Source organism: Chitinophaga oryziterrae (assembly GCF_009758125.1).
Lineage (GTDB): Bacteria > Bacteroidota > Bacteroidia > Chitinophagales > Chitinophagaceae > Chitinophaga > Chitinophaga oryziterrae.
This window is the reverse complement of sequence record NZ_WRXO01000013.1, coordinates 54,077-73,814: the sequence shown is the minus strand read 5'-3', so window position 1 is coordinate 73,814 and position 19,738 is coordinate 54,077. Positions and strand designations below refer to the sequence as shown.

The 19,738-nt window shown below is 36.8% G+C and carries 12 protein-coding genes; 8 read left to right on the top strand and 4 right to left on the bottom strand.

Annotated features, from left to right (window positions below; genetic code table 11):
- Window positions 1–4: 4 nt before the first annotated feature.
- From GO495_RS29865 to GO495_RS29855, 3 genes are read left to right on the top strand one after another with little or no spacing between them, the layout of a single operon-like run.
- Window positions 5–2,056, top strand: coding sequence for an McrB family protein (locus GO495_RS29865; protein WP_157303621.1), 2,052 nt, complete (start codon window positions 5–7; stop codon window positions 2,054–2,056).
- A gap of 1 nt (window position 2,057) precedes the next feature.
- A complete protein-coding gene (locus GO495_RS29860; RefSeq protein ID WP_157303620.1) occupies window positions 2,058–3,455 on the top strand; it encodes a 5-methylcytosine restriction system specificity protein McrC in 1,398 nt (465 codons plus the stop codon).
- Between the two features lie 2 nt (window positions 3,456–3,457).
- A complete protein-coding gene (locus GO495_RS29855) occupies window positions 3,458–6,685 on the top strand; it encodes a type I restriction endonuclease subunit R (RefSeq protein WP_157303619.1) in 3,228 nt (1,075 codons plus the stop codon).
- Window positions 6,686–7,305: 620 nt separating this feature from the next.
- Here GO495_RS29855 and GO495_RS29850 read toward each other — a convergent pair.
- The gene (locus tag GO495_RS29850) at window positions 7,306–8,547 is read right to left on the bottom strand and encodes a site-2 protease family protein (protein ID WP_157303618.1); all 1,242 of its coding nucleotides are present in this window, start codon (window positions 8,545–8,547) and stop codon (window positions 7,306–7,308) included.
- 416 nt (window positions 8,548–8,963) lie between these two features.
- Between GO495_RS29850 and GO495_RS29845 the strand changes: the two genes are divergently transcribed.
- Window positions 8,964–9,233 carry a hypothetical protein gene (locus GO495_RS29845; protein ID WP_157303617.1) on the top strand — a complete coding sequence of 90 codons (270 nt, stop codon included), beginning with the start codon at window positions 8,964–8,966 and terminating at the stop codon, window positions 9,231–9,233.
- A gap of 188 nt (window positions 9,234–9,421) precedes the next feature.
- Here GO495_RS29845 and GO495_RS29840 read toward each other — a convergent pair whose 3' ends face one another.
- The 3 genes from GO495_RS29840 to GO495_RS29830 all read right to left on the bottom strand — a co-directional run bounded on the left by GO495_RS29840 (window position 9,422) and on the right by GO495_RS29830 (window position 13,790).
- Window positions 9,422–10,387, bottom strand: coding sequence for a hypothetical protein (locus GO495_RS29840; RefSeq protein ID WP_157303616.1), 966 nt, complete (start codon window positions 10,385–10,387; stop codon window positions 9,422–9,424).
- 128 nt (window positions 10,388–10,515) lie between these two features.
- The gene (locus GO495_RS29835) at window positions 10,516–11,718 is read right to left on the bottom strand and encodes a ComEC/Rec2 family competence protein (protein ID WP_157303615.1); all 1,203 of its coding nucleotides are present in this window, start codon (window positions 11,716–11,718) and stop codon (window positions 10,516–10,518) included.
- Window positions 11,719–11,867: 149 nt separating this feature from the next.
- Window positions 11,868–13,790 (bottom strand): ATP-binding protein, encoded by a 1,923-nt coding sequence (locus GO495_RS29830; protein WP_157303614.1) that lies wholly within the window; start codon window positions 13,788–13,790, stop codon window positions 11,868–11,870.
- A 355-nt stretch (window positions 13,791–14,145) separates the two neighbouring features.
- Here GO495_RS29830 and GO495_RS29825 point away from each other — a divergent pair, with 355 nt between their 5' ends.
- From GO495_RS29825 to GO495_RS29810, 4 genes are all read left to right on the top strand, one after another.
- A complete protein-coding gene (locus tag GO495_RS29825; protein ID WP_157303613.1) occupies window positions 14,146–14,487 on the top strand; it encodes a hypothetical protein in 342 nt (113 codons plus the stop codon).
- Window positions 14,484–14,663: a hypothetical protein gene (locus GO495_RS29820; protein ID WP_157303612.1), complete on the top strand. Its 180-nt coding sequence runs from the start codon at window positions 14,484–14,486 to the stop codon at window positions 14,661–14,663. The genes GO495_RS29825 and GO495_RS29820 overlap by 4 nt, the downstream gene beginning before the upstream one ends.
- 66 nt (window positions 14,664–14,729) lie before the next feature.
- Window positions 14,730–15,392: a phage integrase SAM-like domain-containing protein gene (locus GO495_RS29815; RefSeq protein WP_157303611.1), complete on the top strand. Its 663-nt coding sequence runs from the start codon at window positions 14,730–14,732 to the stop codon at window positions 15,390–15,392.
- Window positions 15,393–16,207: 815 nt separating this feature from the next.
- Window positions 16,208–19,735: a hypothetical protein gene (locus GO495_RS29810; protein ID WP_157303610.1), complete on the top strand. Its 3,528-nt coding sequence runs from the start codon at window positions 16,208–16,210 to the stop codon at window positions 19,733–19,735.
- Window positions 19,736–19,738 lie beyond the last annotated feature (3 nt).

Here is a 19,738-nt window from a genome sequence, read left to right as displayed (position 1 = left end):
CAAGATGGAAAAACAATCTAATAACGAAATTAGTTACTTCATTTTTGGGAATAAGCCCACAGGAGAATATGAAGATTCCTTTTGGGATACAAGCACCATTCTTGAAACGAAAGAGTATTATTTTAAACCCAATGTTAAGCTTACAGATAAGCCCCGTAAAGGAGATATTGTAATATTTAAAGAGTTTGATTCAAAAGTTTATTGGGGGCAAGCAATTCTTGATAGTGGTAAGGAAGAAGTCAGGACCGGAAATGAGACAGTAATAAAGTTTCTTTTAAAGGACGTAAATAAATGGCTATACCAGGTAAACACCGATTTTGTATATAACGAACTTTCTAATGGAGATACAAGAGCAAGAATTGTTAGCATCACCCAAAAGGATTATAATTTAATAATAGCCGCCATGGAAAATAACAGCCCCTTATCAGAGGGTAGGCAGAAGCAGATCAAAGCACTCTGGGATAAATTTAAATTTTCAATTAAAGATGAAAATAAAATTTATTATAAAAATGAGATTGAAAAGATCATTAACGAATGGGAGCAGTATAAGGGAAAAATCCTAAATGATACATTGACCCTAGACGAATACACCAACACTCTTGGTGGCCCAACGGCTACCATGCCTGGCGGTTATTTGTGCAATTTTCTGGAAAGAGAAACCCGTCGTGTATTAGGATCTTCAAAACCGGGTTCTGCTTTAAATTTTGAAGTAAAGTTAAACGATGATAGAAGCACATACCATATAAAAAGTCAAAAAAAATTTGTTGCAACCCGTCAGGAGGCTCAGGCTTTTTTCGATGATAAGGTAAAAGGTTTACTGAAAAGCATCGTGTCAGCAACCGATTTGCAGGAAAAGATCCGAATTGTCCAGGACTCCGAATACAGCGCCAAGCAGGTGCTTATGAAGTTAGCTGTTTTAGACAATCTTACTGATTTCCTTTACATATATTCCACGATGTGGCTGGAAGAACTATACAACGAATTCGTTGCTGGCCCAGAAGAAGGTTTGTTATCAAAGAATCACCAGGTATGTTCAATAGCTAAACACCTTTTAGGCGTTGATGAAACCGATAAAATCGAGTTGATTCTTATGTCCCGCTTTTTATGGGAGTATGAAAATGCAAAAGCCATCGCAGATGAGGATAATCCAAATGTAATTATGTATGGTCCTCCAGGGACAGGCAAGACCTTTTCTGTTGTAAATAATAGCCTCGACTTTGTATGCCAGGGCGATCGTTCACGATACGAGATAGTACAATTTCACCCTTCGTTTACCTATGAGGATTTTATAGAAGGGATAAAGCCGAAAGGGGTTAGCAAAGACGGGAATATTCGTTTTGAATTAGTGAATGGAGTATTCAAGAACTTTTGCATTAAAGCAAAAAACAACCCTGACAAATCCTACTATTTCGTGGTAGATGAAATTAACAGGGCAAATCTTTCCACTGTTTTTGGCGAATCGTTATCGTTGCTTGAAAAACAGTACAGGCATGATAGTAAAACAAATAAAGTTCTTATTAGAACCCAATATTCTACGTTGATAGAAGATTTAATCAAAGAAGATGACAAGTATATGAACTTAGCCTATACTATTGACAATGGAGAAGTGAAGTTTGGAGTACCTGGAAACGTCTTTTTTATTGGAATGATGAACGACGTGGATAAGAGCATTGATGCTTTTGATTTGGCTCTTCGCAGAAGATTCAAATGGATTAGGAAAGATTGCGACTATGACGTGATCGAAGAAGAAACCCGTTACAGATACAAGGAAGATTTTACCAATATTGATAACTATGTTAAAGCCTGCCAAAGTCTCAATAACTATATTTCGAATGACCTTGGTTTGGGAAAATCGTATGAATTTGGACATTCCTTTTTTATGAAAATGGGCGGCATAGCTAAGCGAAAGGAAGTTACGTCGAACAATATCGAAACGTTGTTCGATCTGTACCTGCGTCCAACATTAAAGGAGTACTTAAGGGCTGTTTTTGCTGAAAGTGAATTGGACGGCAAACTTAATGAAGCCTTGAAACGCTTTAAAGAAGCATTGAAATAATATGAAGATAAGCGTACCTGTCAATCACAACTTTTACGAAGAAGCGCCCATCAGGGAATCGGCTTTAGGAGAAGCATTTTCAGTAAGAAAAAAAGGTATTGAGAAACTGAAAGAGATTTTTTCTTCACTTTATGACCTGAAAGTTGGTTCAGAAAAACTAAACCAAATTAAGATACTTAGCTTTAAGCGCAACCATCCCTTTGAAGTTGACGAGGAGCGCTTGATACTAAAACTGTATTGCAAAGAAAGGCCAGATCAAGACAAAGAGTATTTTGTACAAACAGGTCTTTATGCCGGAGTATTATTTTACAAAGGCTGCAAGATTAATATAACAACAAAATATGGTGATTCCTTCTTGAAGCGCATGCTCAATTTCGTGAATGACATTTATGTAGATAACGAACAGATCAAGGCTCAGAAAGACAAAACCGAAAATCAATTCCTCTTTATTATAGCCTACCTCTTTATTCAATCGCTGGAAAAAGCTGCTGTTTTAGGTCTGCCACAACTATATAAAAAACATCAGGAAAAGGGCTACAAGGTAAGGGGTCGCATAGATTTCACTGCTTACTTGAATCGTGACATCCCCTTTCAAGGCAAGCTTTCAACAACTTTCCGAGAAAGAAAATACGTACAGGAAGTTGTTGATGTATTATTTCTCGCACTAAGAAAGCTTGAAAGACTTTTTGGTAAAGAAATTCATGCCAGATTGCTTGGTTTGAGTCAACTTTTAAAACAACATTATTCCGGAATTTTTTCGAGTTACGAAACTATACAAAGAGCAAAAAAACATCAGTCCATTAATAATCCGTTATATGCAGGGTTTAAGAAGGTTTTGGAGTATGCAGAGATTATCTTAATGGACAATGATTTGCTACCCGATGATGATAACAAACAGTTGGCTACTACAGGGTATTTGTTTGATATTGCTGAATTATTTGAATTATACATGGAAAAATTATTGAGCAGAAACCTTCCTGATTGGCAAGTGAGTAGCCAAGTCGATCTTCCCATTTATCAACGACAATTCTTTGCAAGGTCCATATTCCCCGATATCGTTTTAGAACATAAAATCACCGGCAAGGTGGTCGTATTTGACGCTAAGTTTAAGAAAATGGAACTACTGAATAGAGATGTTGACAGGAATGATTTACATCAAATTCACTCTTACGCAGGGTACTATAGGAGTCAGCTATCCGCAATTGGTTTGCTTTATCCGTTGTCCCGTGAAATTGACACTCAGGTAGCGTATTCGAAAACCATCTATGGAATAAACGACAATGAAATCAACTTTATGATTGACGGTATTCTCGTACACGAAAATCAATCTATGAATGAACTTATTAAAAGTGAGGAGGAATTTGTGGGAAGGATCACCTCATTACTAAATGCTAACTAAAAATGGCCAGTGAATACTCAGAAGATAAGTTAATTGAAAAAACTGCAATTGATCTTTTCTTCCAAAAGCTCGGATGGGATACTCTATTTGCCTACAATAAAGAGAGTTTTGGTGAGGGCAGCTCTCTTGGAAGGTTGAACAAAAAAGAGGTAGTGTTGAAAAAGACATTTTTAGATAAACTGAAAGGTCTCAACCCTGGTCTTCCCGATCAAGCCTATACCCAGGCGTACGAAAAACTCATTGAGGAGAGCATTACTAAGTCGTTAGCTGAAATTAACTACGAAAAACATGATTTGCTACGTAACGGAATTCCTGTTGATTTTATCAATGATGAAGGCGAACACGTCAAAAACAGGACTCTAAAAGTTTTTGATTTTGAAACACCAGGTAACAATGATTTTTTAGCGGTTCGTCAATTATGGATTCAGGGCAAAAGCAACCGGCAACGCAGGCCCGATATTATTGGTTTTGTAAATGGCATACCATTGTTGTTTGTTGAACTAAAGGCAGCCCATCGCAAATTAGAAAATGCCTACAATGATAATTTGACTGACTACAAAGACGTAATACCAAAATTATTATACTACAATGCCTTTGTAATCTTGAGCAACGGAATTGAAAGCCGGATCGGCAGTGTGACAGGCAAATACCAACACTTTCATGAATGGAAACGCATTACAGAAGAAAATGATGGCATCGTGGCCTTGGACAGGATTATAGTAGGTGTATGCGAAAAAGTACGTTTTTTAGATCTATTCGAAAATTTTATTCTTTTTGATAACTCTTTAGGTAAAGTTGTAAAGCTCATTGCTCGAAACCACCAGTTTATTGGAGTAAATAAAGCCATTGAAAACATTCGCCTTAAGAATGAGCTATACAGGCTTGGCAAGGTGAGTTTGGAAGAAAAACAAAAGCTTGGTGTGTTTTGGCACACCCAGGGAAGTGGAAAGTCATATTCGATGGTTTTCTTTTGCCAGAAGATTCACCACAAGTTCACAGGTAGCTATACTTTTTTAATTGTCACAGACCGAAATGAACTGGATAAGCAGATATATGGCACATTTAGCGGAGTGGGTGCAGTACCGCGAATAAAGGCTGGTGCGAAAGATTCACTCAGGGCAAATAGTGGAAAGCATTTGAAAGAGTTATTAAATTCAGAACACCGATATTTGTTCACGCTGATTCACAAATTCAATTTTGAGCAAGAAATTACCAGCCGGGATAATATCATAGTAATCTCAGACGAAGCACATCGAACACAGGGCGGTCAGTTAGCAATGAACCTGAGAAATGCTTTACCAAATGCTTCTTTTATCGGATTTACAGGCACACCACTTTTCAAAGATGATGAAATAACGAAGCGAATTTTTGGTGATTATGTTTCCCGGTACGACTTCAAACGAAGTGTCGATGATGGCGCAACTGTTCCACTATACTATGAAAACAGAGGCGAGTATCTTGGGTTGAAAAATCCAGTTATTAACAATCAAATACGTGCTGTTATTGATGCTGAAACTGAAGATTTGGATAGCGACCAACGCAGTAGAGTTGAACAACTATTTGCCAGAGAATATCCAATACTTACAGCCAGGAAAAGATTAGATGCTATTGCAAAAGACACGGTTTGGCATTTTTGCAACAGAGGTTACAAGGGCAAAGGAATGTTTATCGCCCTGGATAAACTTACAGCCGTAAAAATGTATGACCTGATTACAGTACATTGGAAAAGATATATCGAACAATTAGAAAAAGACGTAGCCAAGCGGAAATATGGTGACCAGGAGCTGCTTGAGAAAACCCGGGAACTGAAATGGATAAAGGAAACCGAGATTTGCGTGGTCGTTAGCTCTGAACAGAACGAAATCCAAAAGTTTGGGAAATGGGATTTAGATATAGAGCCGCATAGGGAGAAAATGAATACACAAGATCTCGAAACACGGTTTAAAGAAGAAGATGATCCCTTTAGGTTTGTGATTGTATGTGCAATGTGGATTACGGGTTTTGACGTGCCCACTCTTTCAAACCTATATCTAGACAAGCCTTTGAAATCTCATACCTTGATGCAAGCCATTGCGAGAGCCAACCGAATCAGCGAAGGAAAAAACAATGGCTTGATAGTGGACTACATTGAAACCTATACAGCTTTATTAGATGCGTTGGCCATTTACGGTTCGGATAGTAAAGGAGAAGGCGGCGATGATGATAAACCTGAACCACCTGTAAAACCAAAAGAAGAACTCATTAAGCAACTGGAAGAAGCTTTAGAAGCGACGGAAACATTTCTGCACGATGAAGTAGATTTTGAGTTGGAGGAATTAATTAATTCGGACGGGTTGCAAAAATTAGCAGCGATGGAGAAAGCTGTAAATGCCGTTTATACGAATGATGAAACCAAACGAAAATTCCAGATTTTAGCAAGAGGGGTATTCAAGAAGTTTAAAGCCCTTCAACCTGACAAAGTGCTAGCTCAATATGTTTCAAGGAAGAATGCGATTGATGTGGTCTACACTGCTATTGAAAATAATATTGAAAGCGCTGATGTTGTTGATATAATGCGAAAAATCCAACATGTAGTAGATGAATCCATAGAAAATATGGTAACGGAACCTGACGATAATGAGGGTAAAATCGTTGATCTAAGTGGACTAAACTTTGACGTATTAGAAAAATACTTTTTGAAAACAAAAAACAAAAATGCCGCGGTTCAATCACTAAAGGATAAAATTGAAAAGCGTTTGAAACAAATGGTCGAGCGTAATCCACTGACCGTTGATTATTACACACGCTATCAGCAGATCATAGATGAATACAACAGAGGTAAAGATGAAAATGTGATCAAAGAAACATTCAGAAGACTGATTGAACTTGTAAACTCATATTCAGAGGAAGAAGCCGACACAAAACGGGAAGGTTTGACTGATGAGCAAAAAGCCATTTTTGACATTTTGAGATATGGTAAAAAATTGCAAGAAAAAGAAAAGAATGAAATTAAAAAAATAGCGATAGAGTTATTGACTGAACTTAAAAGAGATAAACTGCAAGTAGCGCAATGGGCAGATAAATCTGTAACCGCGGCTGCGGTTTTCAACCATGTCAATAAAACTTTATTTGAGGTTTTACCATATCCTACCTTTCAAACAGATGATATCGATTTAAAAACAAACCTTGTATATGAGCATTTAAAGCATCGGTATTATGGTGGCGGAATGAGTATCTATGGACAATATTAGGATGGTGGTCACTAAAATATGATAAAATAAGCGAAGTTGTATTCAACTTTTTAAATCGTTAGGAATATAGTGAACCCGCGAGTTCTCATTTTGAGTTACCCCAACTATCTTATATATTTGTAAAGACAGACAGAAACTGTTAAAAAGTGTTCGAAACAGGCACACTAACGGGCACGTAAATATACTCTTTATTTTTTTGTGACACACCTTTGACACACCAGGGTTTAAATAATTGATATCCAGAACTTAAGAATTCCTGTTCTGGGCACTGAAGGTCAGAGATTATATCTCTGGCCTTTTTTATTTCTTCTAAGCCCGCTACGGGCCTGCTTATTAACTCTAATATTACATTCGGTTCCGTGGTTCAAAAACATTGAAGAAATGCTCAACAAGAAAGAAGATAAAATTTATTTCTATTATGATCTTGGACGCGGACCGAGATAACGCCCGACGGTCATTAAATGATGATCTTAAAGAGTACTTAAATATTTTGCAAGACGAACATGGACAAACAATCGTTAACTTATAATATTCTAATAGTTTTACTCTAAGAGGCTGCTTCTGATAATTAAAAATGAATAGGCCAGGTGTTTACCCGGCCTATATAAAACATTTTTTACTTAATTAAATATGCTGTTCCAGATACCACGTCCATTTACATACAGCAAAAAACTACATAACACAACTATTCCTACTACCTGTGAATACTTCAGGAATTTCTCACCCGGTTTGCGGCTGGTAACAATTTCATACAGAAGGAATAGTACATACCATCCATCCATGGGGGGAATCGGCAGCATGTTCAGGAAAGCCAGGATAATCGACAACAAAGCCGTCATTTCCCAGAAAGCCATCCAGTCCCAATGTGCTGGAAATAAACTGGCAATACTTACGAAGCCTCCTAGCGATTCCGTTGCGTCCACCTCTTTGGGAATAATGATCAACCACAACTGTTGGAAATAGTTACTGAATGTAGTTTTAAACTTTTTAAAACCCGCGGGGATCGCTTCTGAGAAGGTATAACCACTGCTAGCAAATTTAAATTCCATCATTGGATCACCGCCGCCGATTCCTAATATACCCGTTTCTGGTATCTGTGTGGTTAACTGCAGGGTGTCTCCGTTACGCAATACCTGAACAAGAACCGTTTGGTCCTTATAAAGTTGTATTGTCTTTTTGAATTCATGGATATAATGAGCGGGGGCACCGTTGATGGTAAGCAACTGATCACCTTTCTGTAAGCCAGCTTTCTGAGCTGCAGAATTGGGCACTATTGAATCCACATTAAAAGGAATTCGTACGTTCATCAATGTTGTTTTCGACCTGATCATCTCCCGGAAAAACCCCACCGGAATAGCAATATTCAACGGTTTACCATCACGCTCAACCTGTATGCTGGTCGCTTCCCGTAAGAGGATCTCTGCAGGAATTGCGCGAAAATTCTCTACCGGAGCGCTATTAACAGAGAGCACCATATCTCCGTCACGTAAACCAATGCTTTCAGCCAGGGAATCCACTACAATACCGTAAGTCAAATTTTTCGTAGGCAGATAGCTCTCTTTGGCATTCCAGCACACCATTACGTAGATAAAGAATGCCAGGATAAGATTCACCGTTACTCCCCCAATCATAATGATCAGTCTCTGCCAGGCTGGTTTAGAACGAAACTCCCAGCGTTGAGATGCTGTATCTCCTTTCTTTTTCTTAAAAAAGGAAAACAAGGGATCTAGGAATAGATAAAAAATCTCGACCCGTGTTTTGAACAATTTGGCAGGGATGAAATGTCCAAGCCCATGTAGTAGTGCTACTATGGACAATGAGAATAGTAACTGTAACGTCCTTAACAAAACTTCTGTTGTCATGTATTGGTTTAATTTTTTCTGTGCTTTTCTTCGCACCACTCCTGATGTACTGCAGCTATCAAGACTATGTAATCATCCTTATTTATCCTGCTTTTTGTACCGCTTCAGCCTTAGCTTTACTCAGTAAGTAAACAACAGACTGAAAAATACATAGTAAAAATAGTTAATAAAACATAGATAAGACAGTCAAACTTTACATTGGCAAATGACCTACATAGATTTGGACAAGCATACAAGGCTAAACAGCTATGGATGCAAGGTTTTGTATTTAACGGATATGCTCTATATTGTTGCATAATTCGAACCCAATGTCCCTATTCAGCAAATTTTTCAAAAAGAAAGGAGATAAACGTGCTACGCCACCTTAGGAAGAAAATCCCTTACCCTGGATCACACCTGAAAGCAATGTCTGGCATGTGAAATTATTAGACCTGCGACCTATTACTGAAACAATGATTTCTACTTCGAAAGATAAACTAATGGCGCAGAATGCTGTTTCTTATAATTCAGAAGATGGTATTGTATTTCTAGGACAAGCACCGGTAAAAGCAGTGGAAATGCAGGCAAATCTCACATTTCCAATAGATGGGAAATTATATCCGGGTGTATTATTTATTCCGCAGGCCATGGAACACAAATGGGCTATTTACTTTCATAACGAAACACTGATATTTGTGAGAAGCTAGACGCGCCAGGTATACGTGACGGCACGTACAAGACAGAAAAATGGTATGCTCATTGTTGAAAGCATTCAGGGTAGCTTTAGTGAAGAAACACCTGAACATACCCTTTCAAGTTGAATTCTTGGGAGAAATGATAAAAATTGTTGTTTTGCATCTCATTAAGAAAAATCAGTCCCAATTTTCAATTTCCTTCAAATCATGTTCTCTTTCTCTATAAATTGCTGTCCATTCATCAACATTAAGGATCTCTTATAATTTGTTGTCTTAATAAATTTATCAAAACTCAACTGATTTATATCAAATCCATCAGCAATCCAATCTGCCTTTAAATTTAATGCTTCAGGGTTAAATACTATTAAATTAGCTTTTACATCAATCGCGCCTAAGATATAATGAGCTGGTAAAAATCCCTTTATAGCATATTCATTTTCAGTAGGGTGAAAACTATCCTTTAATGGAGGAAGAGCAAACGCCATAATTTTTTCGCATTGCTCGACTAAGCTATTTTTGTTTACACTTAAATGCTTATGCTTATTACTCAACCAAGCAATAATTATAAGATCATTGTTGTAATCAATCGCTACTTTGGGGATTGTTGTTGTCGAAACAAAATTTACTAATAAATCGCTATTGAAAGTATGCAACCCAAAGAGATAATAATCTATTAGTTCATGATTATTTTCCAGTTTGGAAACAAAATCCATCTTATTAGATTCATTTCTAAAGTATTCAGAATCAATTACCTTATCGTTTATATTAGAATACTCTTCAAAAATCCACTCCACAACGTCCCTTCCAACATCCGTAATTCTTTTTATCGCGTGAGGTATAAAGGAAACCTTCTCAAGATAATTTTTAGCCTTATCTCCAACCAGGAACAATCCATCATATAATGAATCATTTGAATTTAACTTGCTTATCAGTTTCCTTTCTAAATTGGTTTTCTTTTCGCCCCTCAGTAACAACACACACTCTTTTTTAAGCACAGACTGCATAAGCTGATTCATTTTTGATGCTATAAGTTCTCTGTCTTCCAAAGACAAAGGATCAAACCTAGAATCTATGGCATAGACATATTCAGATGCTGATACGCCGACCAGAAATTCCTGAATACTGTCTGATTTCTTAATTAATTCAAAAATAGAGATGTCATTCATAAAACTATATTTGCCTTGTAAAAATCATTAAACTAACAAATATACTTAGGAAAGTCTATCGTCCCTTCGATTGAGTATTGGAAACAAGTTCAGTCATCAAACCTTCAACTTCCAACCGTAATCCCTACCTAAAGATGGATATCTATATCCCTTCCTACTATATCAGTTCTACGTATGTTAAATGACGCAGCCCTCAGACATTTTAGAATTGATGGGAGTGGATGCCCATACGTATTACTGCCAACCGATATGATTGCATCCCCTTTCTTCACTTTCTGCTGCAAGTTAAAATTGTAAGACCCTGCATTTCCTCCATGATGAGGAACTATCAAATAATGCCGATGCCCATAGTTTAGATAACTAGGAATAACAAAGTGATCGAATTGTCCATAATGCTGGTCCCCGGTTAAAAGCACGCTTTTAGTTGCTGTTCTAATTAATAAGGAAAGTCCATTCTTATTCCTACTTCGACTATATCCAGAATTAAAAATTGTAAATCGCTTATTGTCATAATATGGGAATAGTGGGGTCTCCTTTACAGATACTGTTCGTATATCCGCGCTGATTGAAATTAAGTTTTTATTTAGTTTAGCTAGCCTAGAGAATATTACACGAGACATCAATGATGGCGTAAAATTTCTGCAAAGAATGAACTTTAATGATGATATTGTGGCATCGGTCATCACTTTTAGAAAATGATAATGATCTACATCCCAGTGTGAAATTATCAATCCAGGACAATCAGTTTGATATGATGAATCTCGGTTGCCATACATTGACGTAACTTTAGAAGCTTTTGTTGAATAATAAGTTCCCGCATCGAAAATCAATGTCAACTTTTTGTCTACTTCAATTTCCGTCCAACTACCCTGACCAACATCCTTGATAATTAGTCTTGTCCTTCCCTTATTCGGTAATTGAAACGAGCTTCCATATGCAGATTCAAGGTGGAAACGATAAGTAAAAAAGTACTTTTCTTCTAAAAAGATATGACTAACTGAACTTCCCAAAATATCCTGTTTAATTCCCTTTAAATCTATCTCTGCTCTAACGATAAAAGAATCCTCTATAAGTGTAACTCTTTCTTCTTGTCGTAATCTATCAATAGTCGATATGCCTAAAGAATAAATAGACCCTTCTCTTTTCCGATATTCATAGTTTTTGAATAAAAGCATAGTAGGTCCATCTATAGGAAATTCAAGTCCCAAAATTTCAAAAAAACGAGAAAAGTTATTTGATTCTATAAAATCTGTCAATAGTGTTTTATTAGAAATATCTATCGATTCAACATAGATGAATATTTCACGATTAAGATGGGAAAGTTCAAACATACAAACACCTTGAAAATTGAGTTACAGCATTAATATTGATTATCATATAATGACACTATGGGTTCATAAACTAATAATTTTCAAAACCTTACCTTTTCATAACTGGAACTATTAGTTGTTTCCAAGGTCAAACAATCGATTACGTTACATCACGCTTCAAACATATTTAATTGGGCTTTGTCGTTCAAATATGCTCTTATTCTTGTCTCTTTCAGAAATGGCGCCTGACGTATTTTCTCGTGTAAGTTTAACAATCTACTCTTTGCTCTTCGCATCACCATATCATATTCCATGGGAAAAATCACCACTCTGCCGTTCATTTCAGTGCTCTTTCCTGATTCGAGTGGATCAATTTTACTACCTAGTACGAAACAAACAACTTGAGAATAATCCTTCAACAATCCCTTGGAAAAAAGTTCCTTAACATATTTCCATGCTTGTCCCTTTTGCTCTCGGTCAATGGGAATACCAGGACGTTTTAATTCAATTACAACCAAACGATCCACCCCTATTTCGCCAAAATCATCTTCATCAAATTTAGGCAATGAATATAGTCCCACAGTCCCATCCTTTAAAATTGCAAAATCTGGTCTTGTGGAGCTACCTTTTATTGCAGAGCCAAATAACTGTTGAATCACCTGAGTCATTCCCTTATTCGATGTGTATTCGATAGTCTCATATTCAGGACCAAAAATCCAAAGTCCTCTGTGAAAGAGTGGTTGAAGCTCCTGAACTTCATCTGAACCCTCATTCAATACCTTCGACTGCAACTTCTCTATCAATTTAGTTCTCCATTCTATTTCATCTAACACAATTTTTGCGACATCAATATCCCATTTTTCAATAATCTTACTGAGATTATCTAGATCTTCAACTGAGGCATTCGCCAAGGTGTTAATTAATCCATATTTAGATTCAGAAGTTTCAAGTTTCGCTAATAACGAAGCGATTTTTTCTAACTCGTCATTTCCAATTGATGGGCATTCCTCCTGCACTTCCTTTACGAATTTCTCCCATTTCTCTCTGCTTACTATACCCATTTTTCTCAATGTAGGCTTTATACTACCCTCTATATCTTTAAACGCCTCTTCTCTTTGCCCTTTTGTCAAATCAAGTATATGCTCCTTTACGCTGGTATAAATAGCAACACACGATTTTTTGTATTTATCATCATAATTTTTAAAGCCTGTCCAATCTGGCAGTACCGCATCTTCGATACTATCAGCATTAACTATGAATATATATCTCTTTGCTACAGATTTCCTGCCATCTACCAAATGCTCACTTCCACTTCCTTTCCAGGTACACTCACCCACTAAACGATTTTTAACCTGCCAAGCAATACCATGAAGTTGAGTAGATTTGTCCGTAGCCTGAACATCAATGACTTTAACGGGAAAAAAACCAATATCTTTAATCTCAACATTATATTCTTTGATATGATTCTCAGGTACGTCCTCGAAGCTGACCTTTTCAGTGTTAACCCAAACAGTAAAATTTGGATCTACTAAGAATCGCATTCCAATTTCTTTCTTTGCATCCTCAAAACTTAATCTAGGTTTAATTGCCTTCTCAATAAAAATAGTAGTACCATGAGGAATGCTACTTTCTTTCTCATCAATCTTTTGATACGCGAGACGATTATTATTATCAATGAAAATTCTAAATATTCTCTCAATACCCTGTTTTGTTGTTGAAACCTTGAACGACTCTCCGAAAGCAAAGCTAGCCAGACGTCCCTTACCATTTTTTCCGAAGGCAGGCCGCACGGCAATCTTATCTCTATGATCAGGAGGAATATGAGCGAATCCTCCCATCTCCTTAAGCCTTTCGTAGGCAAGTACCATAAATCTAGTCTCAAACTCTCTTTCTGTCATTCCATGACCATTGTCGGTTATTTCAAAAGGATCCTCATGCTTTTCTGGCCATTTAATTTTGACTTCAGTTGCACCAGCATCCCAAGCATTAGCTATTAATTCGATTATTGCAACCTTCGGCTCGCTAAATATAGAAGAGCCGGCAAACGACTCTAGAAATCTGTCTGAAAATGAGGCGTATTGTTTTTGACTCATAGATGTCAATGTTTATAATATGGGGCTTCATGAAAGTATTTTCGGGAATTGATAAATCTACAATTTTTACAGATTACGGCCAAAAAACACATTAATAACGCCTTGCTATAATCTAGTCACTCCGTATGTTTTCAACTTACATACTTTTTAGTCAGAGGTGAAGGACTATCAAATTAACTTTTTCAAACAGTATTATACTAATTTACTGATTATCAATGCCATTTGGTTCGAAAACTTACCGCTACTGGGCACTCTGATAGCTCTGTAAGTCATTGATTTACAGAGCTTTTTTTATTCCCCGAATGTCATAAAATCACGCTTTTTAGGCCTTTCTCCCACTATTTACGACACTCAAATGACACTCGCAATGACACTCAGTTTTGCAGGAATCCAACCGGAATCCAACCGGCACTACGCAAGGGAAATTAAGTTCAAAAATGTGACTAAAACACCCTATTTGACACTCGGTTTGACACTCGAAATGACACTCGGTTTTGGCAGTCAGGTACAAGCCGAAATGTCAGTACTGACAAGAGTTACAGACAGGTTACTAAAATTAATTTCAAGTTTCTTTTTCTCACCTTTTCACAGGAACTCCCGTTTGCTCTTAAACGTTGTTTCCACGGGGGCTTTTTTTATTGGCATGGCACATTCATTGAGCCTTTCTGCTGTCATCATTAAAAAAGCACTTTTATGAACATTGGAGAAAAGCTAAACAAGAAGGGAGATAAAATTCATTTCTTCTATGACCTTGGACGCGGACCAGGACAACGCCCGACTACCGGCATCTTTATTTATGCCAGACCCAATAGTCAGGAACAGAAGAACTTCAATAAAGAGGCGCTTAAAATTCTTGAAACAAAGAAAAGTTAGTTAACTATAGAGCAACAAGCAATCGGCACTTCTATTATTCCGGCTCATAAGTTCAAGGCCAACTTTGTGGAATATTTTGAGGAGTACATTAAATTAAATAAACGAGAAGGAAACAGACATCTAACCTGCTGTCTTACAAAATTCAAAGAGTTCATAAAAAGTGATTTCATTTCCCCTGTAGACATTACGGAGAACTTCTGTAAGCGGTTCCGTAGATACCTCCTCGATAAACTCACCGGTGAAACACCAGCAAATTATTATGCTCGTTTTAAATGGGTGATAAAGGCCGCCTCCAGGGATAGTTATTTCAGGATAAACCCTACCGAAGATATACCCGCAGTAAGTAATCCCAGTGTATCATTAAAAGAACACCTGGAAGCGGAAGGATATATAGCCTTATTAAATACACCATGTATTAATCAACAAGTCAAGCTGGCCTTTCTTTTTAGTTGCTATACCGGATTAAGATGGGTAGATGTCAAAAAACTTGAATGGAAAGATATTCAGAGAGGTATATTAATCACCCGCATTATTCAGAAAAAAACAGGTAAGCCAGTAACGTTGACACTTCACTCCATTGCATTGGCTATCCTGGAAGAAATTAAAAGATTATCTCTGGGCAAGTTCGCGGCAAACAGCAAGGCTTTTTATCTACCCACGGCAAACGGATCAAACAAAGTTCTTGATGAATGGGTTAGACATGCAAAAATCCTCAAACACATTACCTGATCTTGCGCTCGTTTAAGTTTTTCAATCTTATTGAAAGATAAGAATGTGGACGATGTAACTATTGCTTACCTTATGGGGCATACCACTACCAGACAGGTACAGCAGACGCACAAAAGGCATAAACCTAAAGATCAATCTGCGGCAATTAATCATCTACCGTATTCTGATATAACTTCATTTGTATAAGTCCTATAAAATAGATAAAGGCTATTCACTTTTGGGATAGCCTTTATTTTATATATTACTTTCGGTGAAAAAAATATACGATTACAAATGGCTGTTACGAATATGGTTTTTATCAAAATATTTTTCCTTCTGATCAGATAAAGATTGTATCCATTCCGATACATTCTTTTCTGGCATCTCCTTATAGCCCAAATCCATGGCTTTTATGTACAGAGCCCCATATTAGGGATACAGATTACACCACTACAGCGCACTTCGCAGCTCTGTATGCAATTGATTTACAGAGCTTTTTTCATTTTATAAGCGCCCTAAAACCGCGCTTTTTAACTCTTCCCCGGATCAAGTTGGAATCTAAATGATACTAATGTGTGATATAATATGTAAGTATATTTTATGATTTTCGCTCTCAAATTTAAAAAAGTAACTTTGCCCCTGTAAACGCACTTATTTGCTAATATATACTATTCATGCATAATCCTAGTTCTCAATTAACATTAAAAAAATTATTCGTTAGATAATTGGATGTATAAATTTGTTTATTATGGATTTACATTCCCTGTCCTAACATGTAATATTTCTTTATCCTTATAGAAAATAGTTATAAAATTTCAATACCCTTAGATTGTAGTATGAAAAGATATCATGTTGTTAGCCCTTTATTCCATTGCATATTATTGAGTTTATTATGCAGTCTCCTTCAGGCACAAGACAAACGAAATACTTTACCAATGATTGTCCCTAAATCTCCTGATGTTGCCAGCATGGAGAAATACATTGATATCCCTGTTTCTGAAAACAGTGGTACCGTGAACCTTGAAATTCCATTGGCAACAATCAACATAGGGAAATTTACACTTCCTATCGGCTTGAGTTATCATAAAAATGGTTTGATGGTTGAAGAGGTGCCATCAAGTGTTGGCGATGGATGGACGCTGAATTATACCGGCATGGTGTCTTTTCACCAGAATGGTATAAACGATTTTAAGCAATTCGGAATGTTTTATGGAGGGGTAACTGCATCCGGGGCGTTACTGGATATAAAGAAATTTTTTAAGGGACAAATGACTACTTTTGAGAGAGGAACTTATTTAGATCGTATAATGAATAGTCAGGAAGATTCAGAATTTGACCTATATAATTATGAGTTTTTTGGAAAGTCCGGCATGTTCTTTTATGATACATTGATGAACCCTGTTATTATCCCTCGATCAGAAATAAAGGTAATAAAGAACGCGGATACTATACAGATTACTGATAATGAAAATAATAACTATTATTTTGCAAATCAGGAGTATAGCTATACTTTGGAAACTTCTGATATTGAATACAGGCCATCTTTCAATGATATCTCTGCTTATTACCTAACAAAGGTTATTACAAGTGAAAACCGTACTATTTTATTTAAGTACAAAAGCTATTCCTATACGATCTCCCATTCAAAAACTTTAATTAACCATTTTCCTTACAATCAGACTGGCTGTCCAAGTTCTTCTGTTGACGGATTTACAGAGAATAGTTACTTTGGTTGTCTGCTACCTGATTCTATAATTTTTGATAAGGGATATGTAAAGTTCCTAATCAGCATGGAAACAAGAGCCGATATTAATGGGGTTTCACCCGGCAACTTTGTGCCTTATGTAAAAGGTTTATTCATTAATAATAGTGACGGAGAGCGAGTGAAAGAATATGCTTTTACGCAAGGCTATTTTGACACAAATAAAAGGCTTAAATTATCAGCCGTAAATGAAATAAATGGAGCTTTAACCAGTAAATCATGGAAGTTTAAGTATTATAATGAAATGGGTATATTTCCTTCTTTCATAAGCTATTCGAAAGACCACTGGGGATTTTATAATGGTAAATCAAATGGCTCCCTGATTCCCAATGCTCCATATGAAAATATTTTATTAAACTGGAGGACATATAGTGTATCGTATGCAGATAGAAATTCAGATTTCAGTTCAGTGCTGGGTATGTTACAGGAAGTAGATTATCCAACAGGAGGAAGTTCTGTTTTTGAATATGAACCTAACCAGATTAAGGTACGCTCTTATAACGAAATTACTAGTTTATCTCCTTTTCTGACAATTTCAAATGCAACATACTTTACTCCTTTGTCTAGCGCCTCTACAACATTAAGTACTTCTCCTGTGAGTGGGTCATTCATTGTTCCTGCTTCAGTAGGAGGTGGTGATCCAACGGTACAGTTGCATGGAGCTGTCATATATGACCCTACTCATTTTTCCGATCCTCTGTATCAATTTACAGGGCCCGACAAGGTAAGTACAGATAAATTATATAATGTGCTGGGTATGAATTACAGTTCAAGCAACAATACCTCCGGGGGAACGGTTATTGATACCTTAAGTCCTGGTACCTACACTTATACTTTTACACCGGGTCAGTCCTCTGACGGGCCACCTATGCAGTATAATTTGAATTTTAATATAGCACTTGAACAACAGAATGCTCCTATTCCATATATTGTCGGAGGAGTAAGAATTGCGAAAATTACGCAGAACGATAGCACAAACAGATCTCCTAAATACAGAAGATATATCTATACAGATAGCCTTAGTCAAGTCACATTTCGAAATGTACCTTTTTATATAAGCCAAACGGATGTTAATGTACCCAATCAGCAGGGAACAGCCTGTTATTCCTGTGGAATAAGGGCAAGTGTTTTTGATGAAAATATTGCTCCAGCAGCTGGAAGCCACATAGAATATGAGAAAGTGACCATGTATGATTCCAGTTCTATCGGACAATTAGGTAAGACCGAAAGCGTTTACCTGATGTCAGTAAACGAAGCAGGAAGTTACGTAGATCCTTTTGTGGTTCCTGTTAACTCATTCTGGCGGGCAGGGGCACCGGTCAGTAAAAAGGAGTATAAATCAAGCGGAGGCTTATTTCAACTAGTAAAAGAAACACAGAATGGATATCTAGAATCAGACAGGTTAAAACTAACAAATGGGATCCGGGTAGGTTATAATTCTTATTGCCCAGTCAACAATAACCAAGACAGGACTTATAATATATCATTGTCTACCTTTTTTACAAAACAATTTAATTTACAATCCACTAATATATATGAGTATTTGCCTACTCAAAACTTGCTTACTCAAAATCTCTATACAATTAATTCTCCTTTTCATAGCCTGCCTACAATTGCAACTAGTCCTGATAGCAAAAATAATCAGATGAGTGAGAAAACGATATATTCATTTGATTATGATACATCGAATGTTTCAAATACCGATATACTGGCAATAAGGAATCTGCAACGAAAAAATATACTTATACCGATTGAAAAAATTCAATACAAAACTATCGGAGGAGTAAATTATGTGATTGGAGGTGTATTGAACACCTATAAACAGGACAAGCCAGTTCCGGACAAGATTTATAATCTCAGACTATCGGCACCTATTCCAATGACGTCTTTCGTGTTTAGTAATACGTTAAGCAACAGCGGTAACTTTACTAAAGATTTTAGGTATGAAGTAGACTATTCATTTAATAACTATAACGAGTTTAATCAGATATTAGATATAGTACCATCTAATGCAGGCCCGGTTACATATCTGTATGATTACTCCAAATTATATGCTGTAGCTGAAGTGAAAAATGCAACGAATGCTGATATTGCTTATAGTAGCTTCGAAAGTGACCAGCAGGGAAACTGGATTTACACCGGTGCAACGATCGCCGATGCTACTTCTCCCACAGGAAGCAGATGTTATAATACGACATTAGGCGCTATAAGCAGAACGGGATTACAAAGCACAAAAAAATACATAGTTTCTTACTGGACAAGAAATACAACTTCTTTTACTATCGCAGGTACTATAAGTGGTTATCCGGTTAAAGGAAGAAGTGTGAATGGATGGACCTTTTATATGCATAAAATAACAGGAGTAACAAGTATAGGCATTACGGGTGGACTGATAGACGAATTGAGGTTATTCCCTGATAATGGAATGATGAGAAGTTATACTTATAGCCCTCACAAAGGAGTTACCAGTATATGCGATGAAAACAATGCCATTACTTATTACTTCTATGATAATTTAGGTCGTCTTAGTCTTGTTAAAGACTTAAACGGCAAGGTGCTGAAATCGGTAGATTATCAGTATAAAAAATCAATAACCCAATAATCC